Here is a 22,331-nt window from a genome sequence, read left to right as displayed (position 1 = left end):
CCGGCGCCAGCCGGGCAGGGGCGATGGCCTACAATCGGCGCATGACTGATTCACCGCGTAATGGCGAACTGGACCTGGCGATCATCGGTGGTGGTGCGGCCGGGGTGCTGGTGGCGATCCAGGTGTTGCGCCAGGCCCGGGCGCCGCTGGCGCTGGCCATCTTCGAACCCGCCTCGCAGCTGGCACAGGGCATCGCCTATGCCACGCCGTGGCCGGAGCATCTGCTGAACGTGCCGGCGGCGAAGATGAGTGCGTTCCCCGACCAGCCCGGCGACTTCCTCGATTACCTGCAGACGGCCAACGCCTATCCGGGCGAGGCGCGCGAGGTGCTGGGCGAGCGTTACGTGTGTCGCCACTACTTCGCCGCTTATCTGCAGCAGCGCCTGCGCGAGGCCGAAGCGGCCAGCGCAGCCCGATTGCAGGTCATCGCCCAACCGGTGCTGGCGCTGCATGCCGATGACCACGGTTACCAATTGCAGCTGGGCGATGGCCAAACGCTGCATGCAGCGCAGGCGGTGATCGCTACCGGCAACAGCATGCGGCCGCTGCCAGTGGACGGCGCCGACGCGCTGCCCGCCGATGACGTGGTCGAAGCCTGGGATTACGACGGCGTGCGCACGCTGGCCGGTGGCCATGCACTGGCCATCGTCGGCTCCGGGCTGAGCATGGCGGACACCGTGTTGGCGCTCGTGGCCGCCGGTCACAGCGGGCCGCTGCACGTGATCTCGCGCCATGGCCTGCTGCCGTTGCCGCATGCACACGGTGGCCTGCCGGCGTTCGACCCGCAGGAGCTGCTGACGATGACCCTGCGCCAGCGTCTGCGTGCACTGCGCCAGCACGCACGGCAGGCACAGGCCGATGGCATCCCATGGCAGGGCGTGATGGATCGCATCCGCCCGCATGGCCAGGCACTGTGGCTTAGTCTGGGCGAGGCCGACCAGCGCCGCTTCCTGCGCCACGTGGTGCGCTACTGGGATGTGCACCGCCACCGCATCGCTGAACCGGTGGCCGAGCAGTTGCAGGCGCTGCAGGCCAGCGGCCAGCTGCGCGTCCACCGCGCCCGCCTGCAACGCGTGTGGCGCGACGGGGACGCCCTGTGGCTGTCGGGTCGCGAGGCGGGCGGCGGCAACGTGCAGTGGACGATCGGCGCGGTGGTCAATGCCACGGGCGTGGAAACCCGCGCCTCGGCGCTGCGCAACCCCTTGCTGCAGCAGCTGCAGGCCGATGGACTGGCCCGTCCCGGTCCGCATGGGCTGGGCCTGGACAGCAGTGTGCCCGGCGACCGGCTGTGCGCAGCGGGCGGCCAGTCGCAGGCGCGCCTGGGCGTACTCGGCAGCCTGCGCATCGGCAACCTGTGGGAAAGCCTGGCGGTGCCTGAACTGCGTCAGCAGGCACAGGCACTGGCCGCACAGGTGGTCGCAGGAGCTGCGACGTCGATGCCGTAAAATGGAGGCATGGATGTCTCCCACTTGCTTGATGGCCTGAACCCGGCCCAGCGCGAAGCCGTCTCCGCTCCCCTCGGTCACCACCTGGTGCTGGCCGGTGCCGGGTCGGGCAAGACGCGCGTACTCACCCACCGCATTGCCTGGCTGCATGAAGTCGAAGGCGTGCCGACCCACGGCATCTTCGCGGTGACCTTCACCAACAAGGCCGCCGGCGAGATGCGCCATCGCATCGACGCGCAGCTGCCGCATGGCAGCCGCGGCATGTGGATCGGCACCTTCCACGGCCTGGCCAACCGCCTGCTGCGCCTGCACTGGCAGGACGCCAAGCTGCCGGAAAGCTTCCAGGTGATGGATTCGGACGATCAGCTGCGGCTGGTCAAGCGCGTGGTGCAGGCGCTGGAGCTGGATGACGGCAAGTACCCGCCCAAGCAGATTGCCTGGTGGATCAACGCGCAGAAGGATGAGGGCCGCCGCCCGCAGCACATCCAGCCCGAGCCGAACGACGCGTGGCTGGAAACCATGCGCCAGGCCTATGCCGAGTACCAGGCGCGCTGCGACCGCGCCGGCCTGGTCGATTTCGCCGAGCTGCTGCTGCGCGCGCACGAACTGCTGCGCGACAACCCGCCGTTGCTGTCGCATTACCGTGCGCGGTTCCGCGAGATCCTGGTTGACGAATTCCAGGATACCAACGCCATCCAGTACGCCTTCGTGCGTGTGCTGGCCGGGCATGAGGGCCACGTGTTCGTGGTCGGTGACGATGACCAGGCCATCTATGGCTGGCGCGGCGCCAAGGTCGAGAACGTGCAGGGCTTCCTGCGCGATTTCCCGGGCGCGCAGACCATCCGCCTGGAACAGAACTACCGCTCCACCGCCAACATCCTCAACGCCGCCAACGCGGTGATCGCGCACAACCCGGACCGCATCGGCAAGCAGCTGTGGACCGACAGCGGCGACGGCGATCCGATCGACCTGTACGCGGCGTACAACGAGATGGACGAGGCGCGCTACATCGTCGAGCGCGCGCGGCAGTGGGTGCGCGATGGTGGCAGCTACACCGAAGTGGCCGTGCTCTACCGCAGCAACGCGCAGTCGCGCGCGCTGGAAGAGGCGCTGCTGAGCGAACAGGTGCCGTACCGCGTGTATGGCGGCATGCGCTTCTTCGAGCGCGCCGAAGTGAAGGATGCGCTGGCGTACCTGCGCCTGTTGTCCAACCGCAACGACGACGCTGCATTCGAGCGCGCGGTGAACACGCCCACGCGTGGCATCGGTGACCGCACGCTGGACGAAGTGCGCCGCGAAGCACGCGCCCAGGGCATCTCGCTGTGGGAAGCCACCATGCTGGTGACCCAGGGCAGCGCACTGGCGGCGCGTGCGCGCAACGCGCTGGCCGGCTTCCTGGTGCTGGTCAATGAACTGCAGGCGCAGACCCTGCAGATGACCCTTGCCGAGCGCGTGGACCATGTCCTGGTGCGCTCGCAGCTGCGCGAGCACTGGAGCAAGGAGAGCCGCAACGCGCTGGATTCGGAATCGCGCACCGACAACCTCGACGAACTGGTGTCGGTAGCCTCGCGCTTCGTGCGCCGTGCCGACGACATCGAGGAAATAGGCGAGGACATGGACGAGCTGGTCGCGTTCCTGGCCTATGCCGCGCTGGAAGCCGGTGAAGGCCAAGCGCAGGCGGGCGAGGAGGGCGTGCAGCTGATGACGCTGCACTCGGCCAAGGGGCTGGAATTCCCGCTGGTGTTCCTGGCCGGCGTGGAAGAGGGCCTGTTCCCCAGCGCGCGGTCGCTGGAGGAAAGCGGGCGGCTGGAGGAAGAACGTCGACTGGCCTACGTTGGCATCACCCGTGCGCGACAGAAGCTGGTGCTGAGCTACGCCGAATCGCGGCGCATCCACGGCCAGGACAACTACAGCCTGCCGTCGCGCTTCCTGCGCGAGATCCCGCGCGAGCTGCTGCATGAAGTGCGGCCGAAGGTGCAGGTCTCGCGACCGGCCTCGATGGGCGCAAGCCGGGTGATGGGTCACGCCGCCATCGAAGCGCCGCCGATCAAGCTGGGTGCGCTGGTCAACCATCCCAAGTTCGGCGAAGGCATGGTGACCGACTACGAAGGCAACGGCGCCCATGCACGCGTGCAGATCGAGTTCGCCGACGCCGGCAGCAAGTGGCTGGTGATGGCGTATGCCAACCTGACGGTGATCTGATCGCTGTCAGGGGGCCGGGACATCTGTAGAGCCGAGCCATGCTCGGCTGCGGTTGGCCGGAAAATTCAGCCGAGCATGGGCTCGGCTCTACAAAAACGGCTGGGCGTCACTTGGTGGTGAACGTCTCCACTGCTGCCACCAGCCGCACGCGCTCCATCATTTCCTCATCCTGCCGGTTGCGGATCAACACATAGCTGCCTTTTTCCGGCGACAACACCTCGATCACCTCGTCGCGATAATTGGTGATCTCGATGAAGCCGTCGCCTACGCCGCTCAGATTGTCGATTTCAGCCAGGAGTACCCGCAACGGCACGAGGGCGCCGGACTCGTCTGTGCCGCCGCCGGTGCGGGGGGTGTCGAAGTACACGCTGACCTTGGGTTGCACGGTTCTGTCCCACTCGTAGATCGGAACGACATGCGTCGTGGCCAGCCGGAACTCCTCTGCTGATTCCTCGCCGCTGAACTCGCACTGGAAGATCGGCACGCACAGGAACAGGTTCGCACGACCCTCAATCTGGTTGAGGAACCCGTGATACGTGCTGGGCACCGCCATTGCGTGGGTGAACCCATAAGCATTGGAAGAAATAGTGAAGATCGTTGGCCTGTCGTGAGACAGATGGCGCGGTGCTTCCAGTACAACGCTGGAGGCGAGTTCCGGATCGTTGATGTTCTTTGAGACAACCATCAGATCCTGGCCATCGGTGGTCCTCAAACAGCAATGAAGATCGAATGTCGCCACGGTGTACTTGGCGAAGTAGCAGCCGTGGACCTCGGTTACCTCCCCGAACTCCTGCAACAGGTCATCTCTGGTAATCATGGGCGTGTCCAAGATGCGATAGCCCAATGATCGCTGATGAAGTCTGCGGCGGCCATGCAACGTCTCTGAAGGTACTGCGCAGGGCCAGAGCCCTTTTCCGTTGGAAAAGGGATCCGACCCCGATACGCTGCTGTCATGACCCGCAAGGTTCTCTTCCTCTGCAGCCAGAACCGCCTGCGCAGCCCGACGGCCGAGCAGGTGTTCGCCGAGTGGCCGGGCATCGAGACCGCCTCGGCCGGGCTGCTCGCCGACGCCGAAGAGATCCTCAGCCCCGAGCTGTTGCAGTGGGCCGACCTGGTGTTCGTGATGGAGCGAGCCCACCGCAACCGCCTCTCCAGCCGCTATAAGCCGTGGCTGAAGGGCAAGCGCGTGATCTGCCTGGATATCCCGGACGACTACGAGTACATGGACCCGGTGCTGGTGGAGCTGCTGAAACGGAAAGTGCCGCCGTTCCTGCGCTGACCGCGGTCTTGTAGAGCCGAGCCCATGCTCGGCTGCTTTCCGCAGCAAAGCCAGTCGAGCAGGCGCGGCTCTACAATAGCGGCCACATCTCCCAGGAACGCCCTCATGACCGAGCCCACGCTGCATGTCACCGTGAAGTTGAACGCCAGGCTGCAGCCCGAGCATCGCCATGAGCTGTTCGAGGATCCGCTGGATGCGCTGCTGCAGGCGGCCGAGCTGGGTGGGATCACCGGTGGCGGTACCGCCATGTCCGACGAAGGCGAAGTCGAATACGGTGATATCGAAGTGGCGCTGGTTGATGCCGCGGGCGTGCCGAAGCTGGTCGACCTGCTGGAGCAGCTGGGTGCACCGAAGGGTTCGCAGATACAGGGCGCAGGCGAGGCCGATCGCAGCTTCGGCGTGACCGAGGGTCTGGGCATCTACCTCGACGGCCTGACCCTGCCGGATGAGGTGTACGAGCAGTGCGATTCGAACCATGTATTCGAACAGCTGTCCGAGCGCATCGATGGCCTGGGCGAGATCTGCAGCTGGTGGCAGGGCCCGAGCGAGACCGCGCTGTACATGTACGGACAGTCGTTCGAGGCGATGCGTGAGGCGATCGCTGAATTCGTCAGCAGCTACCCGCTGTGCCAGAACGCACGCGTGGTGCAGATCGCCTGAGCGTAGGCCTCTACCGGTAGGTGCCAACCTTGGTTGGCACGATGTCGTCGGTCGCGGAGAGCAGCCGAGCATGGCTCGGCTCTACAGAAGAGCGTTACCGACTTGCGGCCCCGCGGGCGTTGTCGCGCAGCGCCATGTCCTTGCCGACTTGGTAGGCACCGAACAGCACCGCCAATGCGATGATCGCGGCGATCAGGATGGACTTCTGGGAGCTCCAGACGGGTGGTCTGTTGTTTTGCATGCCTGTCATCCTTGGAGGCGGCGCGGTGCCGCGCGCCCAGCATGCGCCGTGGGTGGCAGTCGGAGCAAGCTCGGCGCTAGGACATGGCCGGACCCTGCACCTGCTCCCAGTCCAGCCCGAACTTGGCCAGATACTTGCGCAGGCGGTCGGCGTCGTTGGTGCTGGCGCGCTGCGTGCGCGAGACCGCAAACAGCTCGCGACCCGCAGCGGACAGCGATTTCGAGCGCGCACAGACCCGCACCACTTCTTCCAGCTGCACGCGATCGAAACGGTCCAGCGTGTCCACGGCATCGCCCAACAGTGCATCCAGCGGTGAAGGCGCATCGCCGCCGCGCCACTGCGCCCGCAGGCGCACGATCTCGTCCTCCACGCCCTCGATCTGGATGCGCCCGGCACTCGCCAAGGTGGCCAGGCGCATGATCGACGCGCCCAGATCGCGGAAGTTGCCGCGCCACGCGGCTTCCGGGCTGGTGGCGAATGCCAGATAACGCGTGCGTGCCTCGACGTTGAAACGTACCCGCGCATGCTGGTCCTGCGACCAGCGTTCCAGCTCGAACTCGATGTTCGGTTCGATGTCCTCCATGCGCTGGGCCAGGCCCGGCAGGCGGTAGGTCCACAGGTTGAGGCGTGCCAGCAGGTCTTCGCGGAAGCGGCCTTCCAGCACCGACTGCTGCAGGTCGCGGTTGGTGCCGGCGATCAGCTGGAAGTCGCTCTCCACTTCGCGGTCGCTGCCTACCGGCAGGAACCGCTTCTCTTCCAGCGCCCGCAGCAGCATCGCCTGTTCGTCCTGGCCGAGTTCGCCGATCTCGTCCAGGAACAGCAGGCCCTGGTGGGCTGAGCGCAGCAGGCCGGCACGGTCGCTGGAAGCACCGGTATAGGCGCCCTTGGTATGGCCGAACAGGGTGCTCATCGCACCGTCGCCGCGCAGGGTCGCGCAGTTCACCTCGACGAAGCGACCCGGCAACTGGTGCTTGAGCTTCTTCAGCTCGAACACACGCTTGGCCAGCTGGCTCTTGCCTGCACCGGTCGGCCCCATCAGCAGCATCGGTGCGCGCGAGCGCGTGGCCACTGTTTCGATCTGTTCGATCATGCGGTTGAAGGCGGCGTTGCGGGTGGCGATGCCGCCCTTCAGCAGGTCGCGGTCCTGCAGCTGCTGCTGGGCAAAACGCTGGGCGATGTGGTCGTAACGCGATAGATCGAGGTCGATGACCGCGTACGTGCCGGCGGCGCCGTCCTGCTTGCGCGGCGGCGAGGTCTGCAACAGGCGGCCGGGGAAGTGCCGGCTCTCGGTCAGCAGGAACCAGCAGATCTGCGCGACGTGCGTGCCGGTGGTGATGTGGACGTAGTAGTCCTCCTCCTCCGGCTGGAACGGATAGCTGGCGAGGAAGTCATGCAGGGTGGCGTAGACCCCCTCGAATTCCCACGGATCCGCCAGGTAGGTGTCGTGTCGCTGCACGCTGATGCCCGGCGCCGCCTGCACCAGATCCTCGCAGACCACCCGCGCCAGCTTGCTGTAGCGGCGCTCATCCAACAGCAGTTCGATGCGGTCGGGCAGGAAATCCTCATGCATGCCCAGTGACACCGTCGGGCGCCACTTCTGCCAGCGGCCCGGGCCTTCGCCCGCGTCGAGCTGGGTGCCGAGCATGCCGAAGACCACCTGTCGACGCTTCATATCCATTCCTATAAAATTGGCGCGAGAAATATATATCTTTTCGCCACGTCTCGCTGGTCAAGATAGCTCGATTCAAAAGAAATTCCATGAAAATCAATCGCATGGATACTTGCGAGAAAAGTTGGCACGGCCATTGCTCTATGTCCGGCAAGACACGACGCGGGCTGTTCCCGCCGAGGACATCAGCATGGCCAACCTTTCGCTCTTCTCCTGGATGCGCACGCCGCAGCCGCCGCAGGCAGACACCGTCAATGAAGCTGGTGGCCTGGCCTACCGCCGCGACCCGCGTGCAGCGCTGGCGCTGTATGCGGCCACCGGGTGCCTGAACAACACCTTCTACAGCGACGCCGAGGCGCAGCTGCAGCAGGTGCTGGCGCTGACCGCGCAGGTCGAGCCGCGCTTCATCGCCCGCACCGCGCTGTACGCCCGCCAGGTCGCACATATGAAGGACATGCCGGCACTGCTGCTGGCGGTGCTCAGCCTGCGTGATCCGGAGGCATTCGCCCTGGCGTTCCCGCAGGTGATCGACAACGGCCGCCAGCTGCGCACCTTCGTGCAGATCATGCGCAGTGGCCAGGTGGGGCGTCGTTCGCTGGGCTCGCTGCCCAAGCGCAGGGTGCGCGAGTGGATCCAGCAGGCGTCGGCGGAAACGCTGGTGCGTGCGGCAATCGGCCAGCAGCCGTCGCTGGCCGATGTGATCCGCATGGTGCACCCGAAGCCCGCCAACGCCGAGCGCAAGGCGTTGTACGCATGGATCATCGGTCGTCCGTACGACGAGGCGCAGCTGCCGGCGGTCGTGCAGGCCTACGAAGCGTTCAAGCGTGACCCGCGCGGACTGCCGCCGGACCTGCCGTTCCAGTACTACAGCACGCTGCCGCTGGATGCGGCGCAGTGGTCGGCACTGGCCCGCAATGCATCGTGGCAGTCGATGCGGATGAACCTCAACACGTTCGCCCGCAACGGCGTGTTCGATGATCCGGCGATGGTGCAGGTGATCGCAGATCGCCTGCGTGATCCGCAGCAGGTGCGTCGTGCCCGTGTACTGCCGTACCAGCTGCTGATGGCCTTCCACGCGGGTGCTGGCTTGCCGTCGCCGATCCTGGAAGCGCTGCAGGATGCGATGGAGATCGCGACGGCGTCGGCGCCGGCATTGCCGGGGCGGGTGGTGGTGGCGGTGGACGTGTCCGGTTCCATGCAGTCGCCGGTAACCGGCTACCGCAAGGGCGCCAGTACCGCGGCACGCTGTGTGGACGTGGCGGCGCTGGTTGCAGCCTGCGTGCTGCGCGGACAGCCGCAGGCCAAGGTATTGCCGTTCGATACCGAAGTGCGCCACGTGCGGTTGAACCCGCGCGACAGCGTGATGACGTTGGCCCGCCAGCTGGCGATCAACGGTGGCGGTACGTCGGTCAGCGCGCCGCTGCAGTACCTCAACCTGAAGCGCGAGCCGGTGGACCTGGTGGTGATGGTGTCGGACAACGAGAGTTGGCGTGACACCCGCCAGGGTGGGCAGACGGCCACGATGCTGCAGTGGGATGCACTGAAGCGTCGCTGCCCGCAGGCGCGGCTGGTGTGCATCGACCTGCAGCCGGTGGCCAGCAGCCAGACCGTGCAGCGCGGTGACGTGCTGCACATCGGAGGCTTCAGCGATGCGGTGTTCGACCTGATCGCGCAGTACGCCGCTGCGGCCGAGGACGGCAGCAGCTGGGTCCAGCGCATCCAGGACATGGCGTTGTAAGGCGGCAAGGATGTCGCCACGGACCGCCCGGCTGGCAATGGGGCCAGCCGGGCAGGGCCAGGAATTCGTTTTTGCGGTGAATGCTGGTGGAACTACATTGGTTGTCCCTTCGGGGTCGGGTTCGAGTCCCGCGTTTCCTGCCTGTCGTGAGGAAGCAGACGTTCCACTTCCCTTGTCACCGCACCTTTTCAAACGGCACCGGCAACGGTGCCACCGATTCACCGCCGGCAGCGCGAATGCCGGAGGAACTACAGCCTCTTAAGCTCCAGGTCGCGGGTTCGACTCCCGCCTGCCGCGGCAACGCGGCGGTAGCTCAGTGGTAGAGCAGGATGTTCCTCCAGATTCTTGTCGTGCTGCCGGCACCTTCGCTTTCGTTGCGCGGGGAATGCAGGTGGAACTACATCGGAAGCCCTTCGGGGTCGGGTTCAAGTCCCGGCCGCCCCCCACGGCAACGTGGGGGACGGAATGTTCCACCACCTTTGTCACCGCACCTTCTTTGTTTTTGCTTTGGATGAAAGGAAACATCACCATGACCACCCTCAATTACGACGTGATCCAGCAGCCGGGTGCTGCACCGATCAAGCTGTGGACCCGCGGCGTGCCGCTGGAAGACCAGGCGCGCGAGCAGCTGCAGAACATCGCCAGGCTGCCCTTCATCCACAAGTGGATTTCGGTGATGCCCGACGTGCACCTGGGCAAGGGCGCGACCGTGGGTTCGGTGGTGCCGACCATCGGCGCGATCATTCCAGCGGCAGTGGGCGTGGACATCGGCTGCGGCATGATCGCGGTGCGCACCACGCTGGTTGCCAGCGACCTGCCGGACAATCTGTCCGCTGTGCGCAGCGCGATCGAACGGGCGGTGCCGCATGGCCGCAGCGTCACCCGCGGTGGCCGCGACAAGGGCAGCTGGGACACGCCGCCGGAACTGGCGGTGGAAGGCTGGGCGCAGCTGGTGGACGACTTCGCATTGATCTGCGAGCGTCACCCGCGCCTGAAGAACACCAACAACCTCAAGCACCTGGGGACGCTGGGTACCGGCAACCACTTCGTCGAGGTCTGCCTGGACCAGGAGCAGCGCGTGTGGTTCATGCTGCACTCCGGTTCGCGTGGCGTGGGCAATGCCATCGGCACCTACTTCATCGAGCTGGCCAAGCAGGAAATGCGTCGCTGGATGATCAACCTGCCCGACCAGGACCTGGCCTACCTGCCCGAGGGCAGCCAGCACTACGGCGACTACGTGTTCGCAGTGGACTGGGCACAGCGTTTCGCACGCATGAACCGCGAGGTGATGATGCGCAACGTGGTGGCCGCAGTGCGTACGGTGATCAGCAAGCCGTTCGAGGCCGAGGCCGAGGCGGTGAACTGCCACCACAACTACGTGAACCGCGAGACCCACTTCGGCAAGGAAGTGATGCTGACCCGCAAGGGCGCGGTGAGTGCGCGCAAGGGCGAGCTGGGCATCATTCCGGGCAGCATGGGGGCCAAGAGCTTCATCGTGCGTGGCCTCGGCAACGAGGACAGCTTCCACAGCTGCAGCCACGGTGCCGGCCGCGTAATGAGCCGTACCCAGGCGCGCAAGCTGATCACGGTGGATGACCACGCCAAGGCCACCGCGCACGTGGAATGCCGCAAGGATGCGGAGGTGGTGGATGAATCGCCGGCGGCCTACAAGCCGATCGAGGCGGTCATGGAGGCCCAGCGCGATCTGGTCGAGATCGTGCACACGCTGCGCCAGGTGGTGTGCGTGAAGGGATGAGGCAGCCCGTGCGCGGCGTACACTGCGCCGCGCACGGCAGCAGGGCCCGGCATCGACACAACGGGCATGGAGGAACAGACAGATGGACATGATTGAACTGGATGGCGGGCATGGTGGCGGACAGCTGCTGCGCTCGGCGTTGACATTGAGCCTGTGCACAGGCACAGGCTTCACGCTGCACAACATCCGCGCGATCCGGCGTAAGCCGGGATTGATGCGCCAGCACCTGACCGCGGTGAACGCCGCGGCGCGGGTCGGCAACGCGTGTGTGCACGGTGCAGAACTGGGCGCTACCTCGCTTCGCTTCGAGCCGGGTGCGGTGAGCGCTGGCGACTATCATTTCGCGACCGGCAGCAGCGGCTCGGCAACGCTGGTGCTGCAGACCGTGCTGCCGGCGCTGTGGCGCGCGCAGGGGGCGTCGCAGCTGCGCCTGGAAGGCGGTACCCACAACCCGCTGGCGCCCAGTGCGGACTTCATCGCCGACAGCTATCTGCCGGCGCTGCAACGGATGGGCGTGCAGGCGTCGATGCAGCTGCTGCAGCACGGCTTTCACCCGGCAGGCGGTGGCGTGATGGAGGTGCAGGTGCAGCCGTGCGGGGCATTGCAGCCGCCGTCGCTGGAGGTGCGTGCGCCGTTGCAGGCGATCGAGGCACAGGTGCTGATGTCCGGTCTGTCCAGCGGCATCGGCCTGCGCGAACTGCAGGTACTGGCCGAGACGCTGGGCGTGGACCCGCATCCGCGCAACGTGCAGTCGATACGGCCGGCGCTGGGACCGGGCAACGTTGCCCTGGTGCGCGTGCGGCATGGCGACCACGTGGAGGTGTTCAGCGGGCATGGCGAGCGCAGTGTCTCCGCCGAGCAGGTCGGCGCGCGCCTGGCCGGGCAGGTGAAGCAGTACCTGGACGGGGCGGGTGCCGTTGGCGAGTACCTGTCCGACCAGTTGCTGCTGCCGATGGCGCTGGCGGGCGGCGGTGCGTTCACCACCCATGTGCTGAGCGATCACCTGGTCAGCAATGCGCGGTTGATCGAGAAGTTCCTGCCGGTGGAATTCGACTGGCAACCGCACGAGGGTGGCTGGCGGGTGACGGTGCAGGCCTGAGTGCCCGCCGGGCATGGCCCGGCGCTACCGGCGTATCGCAGCCGCGTGTCGATCCTGGGCATGTTGCGCCGGGCGATGCCCGGCCGCGCATCGGCCGGTCAACCCGCGCTGCGCAGGCATCGCTGCGCGCTGCCGGATTGATCCTGCGCAAGGCACGATCTCCACATCGGGTATGTAATGGTGTCGTTCCCACTGGGTAGATCACCGCGGAGCCCCACCATGTACAAGCGCATCCTGATCGCCACCGACGGTTCGGAGCTGGCCGACAAGGGCCTGGCCAAGGGCCTGGAGCTGGCCAAGGACCTCAATGCCGAGGTCGACATCGTCACCGTCTCCGAGCCATGGGCCGTCGGCATGTACGACGCCATGGGCTGGAGCGTGGGTTACATGAACAGCCCGGAGTACAAGGCCGACCGCGAGGAAGGCGCGCAGAAGGTGCTGCAGCCTGCCCTGGCCAAGGCGGCCGAGCAGGGCATCACCGCCAATCCGGTGCATGTGCTGGACCGCTATGCGGCCGACGGCATCATCGAGACGGCGGGCCAGCGCAACAGCGATCTGATCGTGATGACCTCGCACGGCCGCCGCGGTGTCACCCGCGTGCTGCTGGGCAGCCAGACCGCCGAGGTGCTGGCGCGCAGCACGCTGCCGGTGCTGGTCATCCGCTGATACAAAGCGTTCCCGGGGAGGGGACCCGACGCCGGCCGCAGGATGCGCGCCGGCGTTGTTTTTTCCGGCGCCCGGCGGATAAGGCCACCGAAACATCCAGTAGATCCACCCCATGGGTGGATGGACATCGCCGATCGCCTTGATGGGGTCAGAGCCCTTTCCTGCGGAAAGGGATCCGACCCTGCCTACATCACCAGCTGTACAGCTTCCAGTACACCGGCGACACACCGTCCTTGTCGTTGTCGAAGCGGCCATCGCCGTTCTTGTCGTACATGTAGAACGGGGCGCCGCGCGCCGGGGTCACCTTGACCATGCGCAGCTGGCCGGACACCCGGTACTCCTCGATGGTGTCACCGTTGTCCATCGTGCGCTTGGAGACATCCGCGCCCTTGACGTCCACCGGGGGAGCGCCTGCGCCGCCCATGCTGGCGCAGCCAGCAAGCAGGAGCAGGGAAGCCAGCATCAGGGTCTTCATCGGCGGGGCCTTTGCCTGGAAAGAGCCTTGATTATGCCCCAACGCCGCGTCGCTGCCGTGTCGCCGCGATGCAGGAACAGGCGCGTAGAATCGACACATGAGCAGATTAGTCCTGATCGACGGGTCCAGTTACCTGTACCGCGCGTTCCACGCGCTGCCGCCCCTGTCCAATGCACAGGGTGAGCCCACCGGCGCGCTGTTCGGCGTGGTCAACATGCTGCGCTCGACGCTGAAGGAACGCCCGGCCTACGTCGCGTTCGTCGTCGATGCCCCCGGCAAGACCTTCCGTGACGACCTGTACGACCAGTACAAGGCCAACCGCCCGCCGATGCCCGACGAACTGCGCAGCCAGGTCGAGCCGATGTGCCGCATCGTTGAAGCGCTGGGCATCAGCATCCTGCGCATCGACGGCGTGGAGGCCGACGATGTGATCGGCACCCTGGCCCTGCAGGGCGTGGCGCAGGACCTGAAGGTCACCATTTCCACCGGCGACAAGGACTTCGCCCAGCTGGTCCGGCCGGGCATCGAACTGGTCAACACCATGACCGGCAGCCGCATGGATTCGGACGCGGCGGTGATGGACAAGTTCGGCGTGCGTGCCGACCAGATCGTCGACCTGCTGGCGCTGATGGGCGACACCGTGGACAACGTGCCCGGGGTCGAGAAGTGCGGGCCGAAAACGGCGGCCAAGTGGCTGGCCGAGTACCAGCATCTGGACGGGGTGATCGCGGCCGCGCCGACCATGAAGGGCAAGATCGGCGAGAACCTGCGCGCCGCGCTGGAGCGGCTGCCGCTGAACAAGGAACTGGTGACCATCCGCACCGACGTCGCGCTGGACGCCAGCCCGACCACACTGGCCCTGCGTGATCCGGACGTGCCCACGCTGGGCGAGCTGTACCTGCGTTACGGCTTCACCCAGGCGTTGAAGGAGCTGGGTGGTCCGATCGCCGCTCCGGCGCAGGTCAGCGAGGCTACCCCGAGCCTGCGCGGCACCGCAGCCGGCTTTGCCCGTGGCAGCGCCGAAGCGCCGCCGGCGGGCGAGCTCGATCCTGCGCTTTCAGCGCCTGGCGAATACGAGACCGTGCTGACCACAGAGCAGCTGCAGGCTTGGGTCGCGCGCGTGCAGCAGGCCGATCTGATCAGCTTCGATACCGAGACCGACGCGCTGGATGCGATGCGTGCGCGACTGGTGGGCATCAGCCTGGCGGTGGAGCAGGGCAAGGCCGCCTACATCCCGGTCGGCCATGACTATCCGGGCGCACCGGCACAGCTGCCGCTGGCACAGGTGCTCGATGCGCTGCGGCCGATGCTGCAGGACCCGGCGAAGAAGAAGCTGGGCCAGCATGGCAAGTACGACCTGCATGTGCTGCGCCGTCATGGCGTGGACGTGCAGGGCTACCACGACGACACCATGCTCGAGAGCTTCGTGCTCAATTCCACCGCCACCCGCCACGACATGGATTCGCTGGCCCTGCGTTACCTGGGCTACAACACCATCAAGTTCGAGGAGGTGGCCGGCAAGGGCGCCAAGCAGATCTCGTTCTCGCAGGTGGGCATCGACGAGGCCAGCCGCTACGCCGCCGAAGACGCCGACATCACCCTGCGCCTGCACCACGCGCTGCAGCCGCAGCTGCTGGCCGAACCGACCCTGGACAGCGTGTACCGCAGCATCGAGATGCCGCTGGTGCCTGTGCTGACCAGCATCGAGGCCAACGGCGTGCGGATCGACACCGACGAACTGCGCCGGCAGAGCCAGGACCTGTCCTCGCGCATGCTGGCCGCGCAGCAGAAGGCCACCGAGCTGGCCGGGCGCAGCTTCAACCTGGATTCGCCCAAGCAGCTGCAGGCGGTGCTGTTCGACGAACTGAAGCTGCCGGCGGTGGTGAAGACCCCCAAGGGCCAGCCCAGCACCAATGAAGAGGCGCTGGAGGCGATTGCCGAGCAGCACGAGCTGCCGCGGGTGATCCTCGACTACCGGGGCCTGGCCAAGCTGCGCAGCACCTACACCGACAAACTGCCGGAGATGGTCAACCCGGACACCGGCCGGGTGCACACCAGCTACCACCAGTCCGGCGCCGCCACCGGCCGCCTGTCTTCGTCCGATCCGAACCTGCAGAACATCCCGATCCGCACCGAGGATGGCCGCCGCATCCGCCGCGCGTTCATCGCCCCGGAAGGTTTCCAGCTGCTGGCGGCCGACTATTCGCAGATCGAGCTGCGGATCATGGCCCACCTGTCCGGAGACCCGGGCCTGGTGCGCGCCTTCGAGCAGGGCGCCGATGTGCATCGCGCCACCGCCGCCGAGGTGTTCGGCCGCACCCTGGAAGAAGTGACCAGCAACGAGCGTCGCGCGGCCAAGGCGATCAACTTCGGCCTGATGTACGGCATGAGCGCGTTCGGACTGGCCCGCAACCTCGGCATCGACCGCGGCCAGGCGCAGGACTACGTGGCGCTGTACTTCAGCCGCTATCCGGGCGTGCGCGACTTCATGGAGCGCATGCGCGAGCAGGCCCGGGAGCAGGGTTACGTGGAGACGCTGTTCGGTCGCCGCCTGTACCTGAACGACATTCATGCACGTAACCAGGGCCTGCGTGCCGGCGCTGAACGTGCGGCGATCAATGCCCCGATGCAGGGCACGGCCGCCGACATCATCAAGCGCGCCATGGTCGCGGTGGATCAGTGGCTGCGTGACAGCGGTGCCCCGGCGCGGATGATCCTGCAGGTGCACGATGAACTGGTATTCGAAGCCGAGACCGGATTCATTGAAGAGCTGCGCAGCAATGTCGTGCAGCACATGTCGCAAGCAGCACAATTGCGCGTGCCGCTGGTGGTTGATACCGGCACCGGCAGTAACTGGGATGAGGCGCACTGAGTCGCATTCAGGCCGAAAACGCCGTGAATTCGTTCATTTGCGTGATATTTCTGACTCGAACATGAATGTTCCCCTGAGGGGTGCTTATTAAATTGGGCCCCTTCACGAACCGTTAGTGTTCGGAGTGCTTCTATAACTCCCGACAGGCGCAATGCCTGTTGTGGATCTCTCCCATCCCCTGGAGCAGATCTCGGAACGGGGGCTCCTCCCCAAGCACCCGTTCCCCGGCCCCGTTGACCTCCCCCTGGTCAGCGGGGCTTTTTATTTGTGCGCTGCTGCGCCACGCTGGGCCATCGCTCAGCAGGGGAATCCGCAATGCCCGATCTGTTCGCCCTGGCGATGCCGTGGTGGGAGTTCATCCTGCGCGCGGTGGTGGTCTACGCGGTGGTACTGGGCATGGTCCGGCTCAGTGGCAAGCGCGCGCTGGGGCAGGTCACGCCGTTCGATGTGCTGCTGATCGTGCTGCTCGGCAACGCGGTGCAGAACGCGTTGCTGGGCACCGATACGTCGCTGGCCGGTGGCCTGCTGCTGGCCGCCACGCTGATCCTGCTGAACTACGGCGTGGGCTGGATCACCGCCCGCAGCCGCCGCATGGAACGGCTGATCGAGGGCGAACCGGTGGTGATCGCACGCAACGGCAAGCTCTTCGACAGCGTGCTGCGGCGCGAGCTGGTCAGCCGCGCCGATTTCGAGGTCGCCATGCGCCAGCAGAGCTGCATCGGCGTGGAAGAGGTGGAACTGGCGCTGCTGGAAACCAACGGCCACATCACCATCATTCCCAAGCGCAAGGACGATTGAGGCGCGCCACAGCGTGGGCACGGAGGCAGTATTCCTCCGGCCCACGGCACTACGGTTTACTGTTCGGCCGCCTGCGCCTTCATGCCCGCCCAGTCGCGTGTGGCGTCCACATCGCAGGCCACATGCGTGCCCTTGCCGTCCTTGGCGCAGATCGCCGCCATCGTCTGCGGAACCTTGGGGTCGGCGGTATGCGCATAGCCTGCGGCGAGCCCCAGGCAGCCATCGCGCACGCCGGCGCTGCACAGCTTGATGAAATAGGGCTGGGCCTGTGCCCACTTCTCCGCGCTGTGCAGTTCCTCACCCGCGACCTTGCAGCCGAGCAGCTTGCCGTCGTTGCAGCATGACGCGGCGCCGCCCTTGCGGGCCAGGATCGGGCAGTCCAGCGGCTGCGGGATCTCCACGAATGCCGGCGGCGGCTGGCAGCTCGTCGCGGACTTGTCCATGCGCTGGTAGTAGCCGTAGCGGTTGTCCTTGTCCATCCCGGCCAAGGTTCCGTTGCTCAGTGGCTGCAGCACGAAATCGCTGCCGACGTCACGACTGATCAGGATCCTGCCGTCCTGCACGCGTGCGCGCAGGCGGGTGCCAACACCCTCCACTTCGACCAGGCCGGCATCCAGGAACCGCAGCGACGACAGCAGGCCAAGCTCGGCCTCGAAGCGGCCGCAGGGAAGCGCGGTAGCTGCGACCGGGGTCAGCGCCGACGACGCCAGCGGAGTCAGCATCGCCAGGCCCTTGGCCGGGCCGCAGGCGTAGCTGCCCTCGCGCTGCGTGCACGAGCGCTGCAGGGCCTGCTGCGCCTGCTGCAGGCGTCCACCGTTCCACAGCGCCTCGGCCACATTGCTGCAGAACGACTCGCCCTGTTGCTGCGCGCACAGCGCCGCCAGTTCATCCAGTTGTGCTGCGGGCAGCGGTGCGTCCAGCGTCTGCTCCAGACCCATCACCGCCCTGCCCATCAGTTCGCCGGCCATGGCCTTCATGACGGCCATGCAGGCTTCCCCCTCCTCGGGCGATGCATCATCGCGGCAGTAGGCCGGCATCTGCGGCTCGGCCTGGGCACGCTGCGGTTGCGCCTCCTTGGCCTGGCGCTGGTAGGTCTCCTGCAGTTGGGTGCAGGCTGCCTCCACGCCCTCGCTGCACCAGGCGTGCAGCTGCAAGGGCGCGGCCTCAGGCAGTGCCTCCAGGCAGTCGCTGGTGTCGGCCATGCAGCTGCCTTCGACCATCTCCGGTACCGGCTTGCAGGCGGCCGCTGCTTTCAGGTGGAACGTGTGGTATCCGCCGGTGACCGTGCGGTCGTTGTCGCTGAACTCCCAGTTCTCCAGGCGGCCGGTGGACAGGTTGCCGGTACCCAGCAGGTTGTCCTGGCGTACCAGCCGCAGCCGTTCCGTGGCCTGGTAGGGGCCCGAAAGGAAGCCGTGGGCTTCGCTCTCGATGGTCAGGCTGGCGTTGCCATCGTCCTGCAGGTAGGTGCCGCAGGCCATCGACTGCGCGGCCACCGGCAGGCTGGGCACGGCCAGCGCGAGCAGCAGCATGGCGCGCCAGGTGGTCATCCGGCGGCGTGGGGAAACAACAACGGGCATCACGGTCTTCCTTGATTCAAGACAAGAGGGGGAAATGAAGCAGAGCACGCCGCAGCCGGGCCACCGCCGCGCGGGCGGCGGTCCGCACAGCGGCAACGCGTGCAGCGTCCGGTACCCGAAGCGCCTACAGCCAGTCGCGTGGCACCAGGTAATCGGCCAGGCGCGCTTCGGCGCTGCCGTCTTCCGGGGTAAAGCCGTACTCCCAGCGCACCCGCGGCGGCAGGCTCATCAGGATGCTCTCGCTGCGGCCACCGCTCTGCAGGCCGAACAGCGTGCCGCGGTCGTAGACCAGGTTGAACTCCACGTAGCGGCCACGGCGGTACAGCTGGAACTCGCGTTCGCGTTCGCCGTACGGCGTGTTCTTGCGCTGCTGCACGATCGGCAGATACGCATCGAGGAAACCCTCGCCGACCGCGCGCAGGTAGGCGAAGTCACGCTCGAAATCGCCGTGCAGATCGTCGAAGAACAGACCGCCCACGCCGCGTGTTTCGTTGCGATGGCGCAGGAAGAAATACTCATCGCACCAGCGCTTGTGCGCGGCGTAGCGCTCTTCACCGAACGGCGCGCACAGATCGCGCGCCACCCGATGCCAGTGCTGCACGTCCTCGTCGAACGGGTAGAACGGGGTCAGGTCGAAGCCACCGCCGAACCAGCTGGCCACCACTTCGCCATCGCGCTGCGCCTGGAAGAAGCGCACGTTGGCGTGGGTGGTTGGCACATAGGGATTGAGCGGATGAAACACCAGCGACACACCGGTGGCGCGCCATGAGGCACCAGCCAGCTCTGGCCGGTTGGCCGAGGCAGACGGCGGCAGGCGGCTGCCCGCCACATCGGAAAAGCCGATGCCGGCCTGTTCGAACACCGTGCCATCGCGCAGCACGCGGGTGCGCCCACCGCCGCCCTCGGCACGCTGCCACAGGTCTTCCTGGAAGCGTGCGCGGCCATCGGCGGACTCGATCGCCGCACAGATGCGATCCTGCAGGTCGGTGAGGTAGGCGCGAACGCGCTCGAATTCGTTCATGGCGCGTACTTTACCGCAGGGCCTGCCCGAAGCTGCGGGCAGGCCCTGGCGGACTCAGCGCTTGCGGTTGGAACTGCGTGGCGCCGGGGTGTCTTCCACTGCCGCCTCATCGGCAGCCTTCTGCAGGGCGCCCCCCAGAACGATCAGCTTCCAGTTCTGTGTTTCGAGCACGTCGCAGGCCACGTGGAGGCCGTTCCGGTCGGCCTTGCACAGCTGTTCCAGGGTTGCACGTGCGTCCACACCGGCACCGTTGCCCTGCGCGGTGACCAGGTTCTCGCACCCTTCGCGCACTCCTGCGCGGCAGACCGTGGTGTAGTGTTCGGCGGCCTGCAGCCAGTTCCCGGACAGCGCAAGGCGGTTGCCGAGGATGTTGCAGCCCTGCAGCTTGCCCTGTGCGCAGCAGGCCTCGGCACCACCGCCATCGGCCAGTGCCTGCGGGCAATCCTGTGGCACTGGCAGCACCGTGTACTGCTTCGGTGCGCTGCAGCCGGTTGCGCCCTCACCCGTGGGCGCGAACACCTGGAAGCGGGTCCAGCTGTCCAGGCCCAGCAATTGGCCGCCAGGCAGCGGACGCAGCACGAAGTCACCGCCCTTGTCATGGCGGATACGGATGTCGCCGCTCTCGACACGCGCACGCAGCTGGCTGCTCCAGCCAACACCGACCAGACCGGCGTCACCGAAATCCAGCGTGTCCATCAGGCCGCCGTCGGACCGGTAGTTGCCACAGGGCAGGGCCGTTGCGGGCTGCGGTCGCAGCGATGCGCCCACCGCCTGCAGCGCAGGCAGTCGCTCGCAGGCAGAGGTTTCATTGCCGGGTGTGCAGGCCGCAGCCAGTGCCTGCACCGCCTGCAGGGGATCTCCCGCCTCCCAGGAAAGTTCAGCCACGCGGGTACAGAAGCCGCCGTGCGGTACCTTCCGGCACAGCTGCAGCAGCGCTTGGCGGCGCTCCGCCGGCACGATCACCGGCGCGGTGGGCGCCGCCATCGTCACCACTGCTTCGGTCATGGCTGCGGTCATCGCTGCCTTGACCAGCTGCTCCTGCACCGCAGGGGCGGCCTCCAGGGCTGCGGCACAGGCCGGGGTTCCCTGCTCGAAGCCGCCGTCGCGGCAGGCGGCAGGGAGCTCAATGCCGGACAGGGCGGCGTCGAGCGCAGCCTTCTGCACGGCAGGATCGGCGTCGACCGCAGGTTTGGCCTCATCGTGCCAACGATCAGCCAACTGCAGGCACATGCCCGGCACGCCTTCCTGGCAGGCCGATTCAAGAACGGAAAGCGGGGCGATGGCGCGATTGTCCAAGCACGCCGCCGCATCGGCCAGGCAGCTGCCAGCGGCAGGTGTGGCAGCCGCAGCGCACTGTGCCGGCGTCTGCAGGGTGTAGACCGTGCCATCCACTTCGACGGTGCGGCCACGATCGCGCACCTGCAGCGCGCTGGGCAGGCCGTATTCCAGGCTCACCAGCTGCAGTTTTCCGTCGATCTGCTGGAAGACGACCGGAGACGGCGCGCTGCCGAAATTCTTCTGCTCGCCGCGATTGGGTGAGCTGATACGCAGCGTGCTGCTGCCTTCATCGGCCTTGAACAAGCCGCATTGTGGCGATTGTGCAGCAGCCAGCGGCGTGGCCAGCAGCAACGCCCAGGCCAGCCAGCGGCGGTGCGGTGCGGGTGAAGGCATGTCGTCTCCTTGACGATCGAACGGGACACTCCAGGCGCTATGGCGAACCACGGCCCTCGCGCGGGGGCGTGCATTGTGCCGTGCCGGGCACGGGCTGGTAACGCTGGTAGCCGGTCTGCGTGTCCATGCCTAGCAGGTCGCCGTTGCCGAGCTGGCGCAGCACAAGGGTTTCACCGTCCTGCTGCAGGTGGACGGCGCCTTCCTGCAAGCGGGCGCGTGTGCCATCGCCAAAGTCGAGCGTCTCGATCACGCCACCATCGGCCTGATAACGGCCGCACGGCACCTGCAGGAGCGGCACCAGGCGTAGATCGGCACCGAGTTCACGCAATGGTGCGGTACGTTCGCAGGCGCTGACGCGCCCCGCATCGCAGACCACCTGCAGGGCCTGCACCGCCAGCGCAGGTTCCAGCGCGATCAACTGTTGTTCGGCCACTTCGACGCAGAAGCGGCCATTGCGGTGCTGCAGGCACAGCTGCTGCAGGTGATCGCGTGCAGCGGCCGGAAGGGGCGAATCCAGTGTGTCTTCGTCTTCCCGTTGCAGACGTTCACCCACCCGCTGCATGGCGGCAGCCAGCGCATCGTCGGTCAGCGCCTCGCAGGCTGCTGTGTCATGTCCGGGCGTGTGTTCGCGGCAGACGGCCGGGCGCTCGAAGCGCGCGGGGCCGATGTCGTCGCTTCCCATCGCAGTCACTGCATCGCGCAGCTGTCGCAGCACCGTCGAGCAGCCCGCGCCAACGCCTTCGTTGCACGCGCGTTTGGCCTGGCCGGGCGAGGCCGTAGGCAGCTGCGCGATGCAGTGGCTGCCGGCGGCGCGGCAGCTGCCGTCCATCGCGCTGGGTTCGATGGCGCAGGCGCGGGACTGGCGGAGGGTGTAGGCCACGACGACGTCGTCCTCGATGCGCTGCCCATCAGCACTGATCCGGATCGGCTGCGCCACGCCATCGTCGAGCATGACCAGCCGGGTCTGTGCTGCACTGCGATCGACCCACAGCGGCTCCGGCTCACCGATGTCGTTGTGGCGGTAGCCGGTGCTGGAGGTGATGAACACGAGCGCCATGCCGCCATCGGTACTGCGGTATTCGCCACACCGCAGCGCATCGGCACCGGCCGGCAGTGCGATGAGCAGAAACAGGGTGGGCAGGAAGTTCAATAAACGCATGCG

The 22,331-nt window shown here is 66.7% G+C and carries 18 protein-coding genes; 10 read left to right on the top strand and 8 right to left on the bottom strand.

The window, feature by feature from the left end; translation table 11 throughout:
• The first annotated feature begins 23 nt into the window (after nt 1–23).
• Nucleotides 24–1,445, top strand: a complete 1,422-nt coding sequence (locus CR156_RS19340; RefSeq protein WP_100554014.1) for an FAD/NAD(P)-binding protein — start codon at nt 24–26, stop codon at nt 1,443–1,445.
• A gap of 9 nt (nt 1,446–1,454) precedes the next feature.
• Nucleotides 1,455–3,647, top strand: coding sequence for a DNA helicase II (uvrD, locus tag CR156_RS19335; RefSeq protein ID WP_100554013.1), 2,193 nt, complete (start codon nt 1,455–1,457; stop codon nt 3,645–3,647).
• A gap of 106 nt (nt 3,648–3,753) precedes the next feature.
• On the opposite strand, the gene CR156_RS19330 is transcribed toward uvrD, so the two are convergent.
• Nucleotides 3,754–4,464, bottom strand: coding sequence for a hypothetical protein (locus CR156_RS19330; protein ID WP_100554235.1), 711 nt, complete (start codon nt 4,462–4,464; stop codon nt 3,754–3,756).
• A 135-nt stretch (nt 4,465–4,599) separates the two neighbouring features.
• Between CR156_RS19330 and CR156_RS19325 the strand changes: the two genes are divergently transcribed.
• A complete protein-coding gene (locus CR156_RS19325) occupies nt 4,600–4,926 on the top strand; it encodes a low molecular weight protein tyrosine phosphatase family protein (protein WP_100461988.1) in 327 nt (108 codons plus the stop codon).
• A 105-nt stretch (nt 4,927–5,031) separates the two neighbouring features.
• The gene (locus CR156_RS19320; RefSeq protein WP_100554012.1) at nt 5,032–5,586 is read left to right on the top strand and encodes a hypothetical protein; all 555 of its coding nucleotides are present in this window, start codon (nt 5,032–5,034) and stop codon (nt 5,584–5,586) included.
• Between the two features lie 94 nt (nt 5,587–5,680).
• Here the strand turns inward: CR156_RS19320 and CR156_RS23020 are convergent, their stop codons facing one another.
• Together CR156_RS23020 and rtcR are read right to left on the bottom strand one after the other, a co-directional pair.
• Nucleotides 5,681–5,827 (bottom strand): hypothetical protein, encoded by a 147-nt coding sequence (locus tag CR156_RS23020; RefSeq protein ID WP_165781013.1) that lies wholly within the window; start codon nt 5,825–5,827, stop codon nt 5,681–5,683.
• 76 nt (nt 5,828–5,903) lie between these two features.
• Entirely contained in the window at nt 5,904–7,499 is a 1,596-nt protein-coding gene (gene rtcR, locus CR156_RS19315) for an RNA repair transcriptional activator RtcR (RefSeq protein WP_100554011.1), read from the bottom strand.
• Between the two features lie 187 nt (nt 7,500–7,686).
• Between rtcR and CR156_RS19310 the strand changes: the two genes are divergently transcribed.
• The 4 genes from CR156_RS19310 to CR156_RS19295 all read left to right on the top strand — a co-directional run bounded on the left by CR156_RS19310 (nt 7,687) and on the right by CR156_RS19295 (nt 12,755).
• Nucleotides 7,687–9,234: a TROVE domain-containing protein gene (locus CR156_RS19310; protein WP_100554010.1), complete on the top strand. Its 1,548-nt coding sequence runs from the start codon at nt 7,687–7,689 to the stop codon at nt 9,232–9,234.
• 529 nt (nt 9,235–9,763) lie between these two features.
• Complete coding sequence (locus CR156_RS19305) at nt 9,764–10,990, top strand: RtcB family protein (protein ID WP_032976791.1); 1,227 nt, start codon at nt 9,764–9,766, stop codon at nt 10,988–10,990.
• 82 nt (nt 10,991–11,072) lie between these two features.
• Complete coding sequence (rtcA, locus tag CR156_RS19300) at nt 11,073–12,089, top strand: RNA 3'-terminal phosphate cyclase (protein ID WP_100554009.1); 1,017 nt, start codon at nt 11,073–11,075, stop codon at nt 12,087–12,089.
• Nucleotides 12,090–12,308: 219 nt separating this feature from the next.
• Entirely contained in the window at nt 12,309–12,755 is a 447-nt protein-coding gene (locus CR156_RS19295) for a universal stress protein (protein ID WP_025878044.1), read from the top strand.
• A gap of 190 nt (nt 12,756–12,945) precedes the next feature.
• Here the strand turns inward: CR156_RS19295 and CR156_RS19290 are convergent, their stop codons facing one another.
• The gene (locus CR156_RS19290) at nt 12,946–13,230 is read right to left on the bottom strand and encodes a DUF2782 domain-containing protein (RefSeq protein WP_025878043.1); all 285 of its coding nucleotides are present in this window, start codon (nt 13,228–13,230) and stop codon (nt 12,946–12,948) included.
• Nucleotides 13,231–13,327: 97 nt separating this feature from the next.
• Here CR156_RS19290 and polA point away from each other — a divergent pair, with 97 nt between their 5' ends.
• Together polA and CR156_RS19280 are read left to right on the top strand one after the other, a co-directional pair.
• Nucleotides 13,328–16,102, top strand: a complete 2,775-nt coding sequence (gene polA / locus CR156_RS19285) for a DNA polymerase I (protein ID WP_100554008.1) — start codon at nt 13,328–13,330, stop codon at nt 16,100–16,102.
• A 315-nt stretch (nt 16,103–16,417) separates the two neighbouring features.
• Nucleotides 16,418–16,900 (top strand): DUF421 domain-containing protein, encoded by a 483-nt coding sequence (locus CR156_RS19280; protein ID WP_089237785.1) that lies wholly within the window; start codon nt 16,418–16,420, stop codon nt 16,898–16,900.
• Nucleotides 16,901–16,956: 56 nt separating this feature from the next.
• Here the strand turns inward: CR156_RS19280 and CR156_RS19275 are convergent, their stop codons facing one another.
• From CR156_RS19275 to CR156_RS19260, 4 genes are all read right to left on the bottom strand, one after another.
• Complete coding sequence (locus CR156_RS19275) at nt 16,957–18,477, bottom strand: hypothetical protein (protein ID WP_100554007.1); 1,521 nt, start codon at nt 18,475–18,477, stop codon at nt 16,957–16,959.
• A gap of 124 nt (nt 18,478–18,601) precedes the next feature.
• Nucleotides 18,602–19,498, bottom strand: coding sequence for an oxygen-dependent coproporphyrinogen oxidase (gene hemF, locus CR156_RS19270; protein ID WP_100554006.1), 897 nt, complete (start codon nt 19,496–19,498; stop codon nt 18,602–18,604).
• A gap of 54 nt (nt 19,499–19,552) precedes the next feature.
• A complete protein-coding gene (locus CR156_RS19265) occupies nt 19,553–21,169 on the bottom strand; it encodes a hypothetical protein (RefSeq protein ID WP_100554005.1) in 1,617 nt (538 codons plus the stop codon).
• Nucleotides 21,170–21,206: 37 nt separating this feature from the next.
• Complete coding sequence (locus CR156_RS19260) at nt 21,207–22,328, bottom strand: hypothetical protein (protein ID WP_100554004.1); 1,122 nt, start codon at nt 22,326–22,328, stop codon at nt 21,207–21,209.
• Nucleotides 22,329–22,331: the final 3 nt, after the last annotated feature.

The organism is Stenotrophomonas lactitubi (assembly GCF_002803515.1).
Lineage (GTDB): Bacteria > Pseudomonadota > Gammaproteobacteria > Xanthomonadales > Xanthomonadaceae > Stenotrophomonas > Stenotrophomonas lactitubi.
Note: the sequence above shows the minus strand (reverse complement) of the source record. Positions and strands in the feature narration are given on the sequence as shown.

What these genes read in the sequence shown, in the direction of transcription:
- CR156_RS19340 (WP_100554014.1), top strand. Translation starts at nt 24, where the DNA reads ATGGCCTACAATCGGCGCATGACTGATTCACCGCGTAATGGCGAACTG.
- uvrD (WP_100554013.1), top strand. Translation starts at nt 1,455, where the DNA reads ATGGATGTCTCCCACTTGCTTGATGGCCTGAACCCGGCCCAGCGCGAA.
- CR156_RS19330 (WP_100554235.1), bottom strand. Translation starts at nt 4,464, where the DNA reads ATGATTACCAGAGATGACCTGTTGCAGGAGTTCGGGGAGGTAACCGAG.
- CR156_RS19325 (WP_100461988.1), top strand. Translation starts at nt 4,600, where the DNA reads ATGACCCGCAAGGTTCTCTTCCTCTGCAGCCAGAACCGCCTGCGCAGC.
- CR156_RS19320 (WP_100554012.1), top strand. Translation starts at nt 5,032, where the DNA reads ATGACCGAGCCCACGCTGCATGTCACCGTGAAGTTGAACGCCAGGCTG.
- CR156_RS23020 (WP_165781013.1), bottom strand. Translation starts at nt 5,827, where the DNA reads ATGCAAAACAACAGACCACCCGTCTGGAGCTCCCAGAAGTCCATCCTG.
- rtcR (WP_100554011.1), bottom strand. Translation starts at nt 7,499, where the DNA reads ATGAAGCGTCGACAGGTGGTCTTCGGCATGCTCGGCACCCAGCTCGAC.
- CR156_RS19310 (WP_100554010.1), top strand. Translation starts at nt 7,687, where the DNA reads ATGGCCAACCTTTCGCTCTTCTCCTGGATGCGCACGCCGCAGCCGCCG.
- CR156_RS19305 (WP_032976791.1), top strand. Translation starts at nt 9,764, where the DNA reads ATGACCACCCTCAATTACGACGTGATCCAGCAGCCGGGTGCTGCACCG.
- rtcA (WP_100554009.1), top strand. Translation starts at nt 11,073, where the DNA reads ATGGACATGATTGAACTGGATGGCGGGCATGGTGGCGGACAGCTGCTG.
- CR156_RS19295 (WP_025878044.1), top strand. Translation starts at nt 12,309, where the DNA reads ATGTACAAGCGCATCCTGATCGCCACCGACGGTTCGGAGCTGGCCGAC.
- CR156_RS19290 (WP_025878043.1), bottom strand. Translation starts at nt 13,230, where the DNA reads ATGAAGACCCTGATGCTGGCTTCCCTGCTCCTGCTTGCTGGCTGCGCC.
- polA (WP_100554008.1), top strand. Translation starts at nt 13,328, where the DNA reads ATGAGCAGATTAGTCCTGATCGACGGGTCCAGTTACCTGTACCGCGCG.
- CR156_RS19280 (WP_089237785.1), top strand. Translation starts at nt 16,418, where the DNA reads ATGCCCGATCTGTTCGCCCTGGCGATGCCGTGGTGGGAGTTCATCCTG.
- CR156_RS19275 (WP_100554007.1), bottom strand. Translation starts at nt 18,477, where the DNA reads ATGCCCGTTGTTGTTTCCCCACGCCGCCGGATGACCACCTGGCGCGCC.
- hemF (WP_100554006.1), bottom strand. Translation starts at nt 19,498, where the DNA reads ATGAACGAATTCGAGCGCGTTCGCGCCTACCTCACCGACCTGCAGGAT.
- CR156_RS19265 (WP_100554005.1), bottom strand. Translation starts at nt 21,169, where the DNA reads ATGCCTTCACCCGCACCGCACCGCCGCTGGCTGGCCTGGGCGTTGCTG.
- CR156_RS19260 (WP_100554004.1), bottom strand. Translation starts at nt 22,328, where the DNA reads ATGCGTTTATTGAACTTCCTGCCCACCCTGTTTCTGCTCATCGCACTG.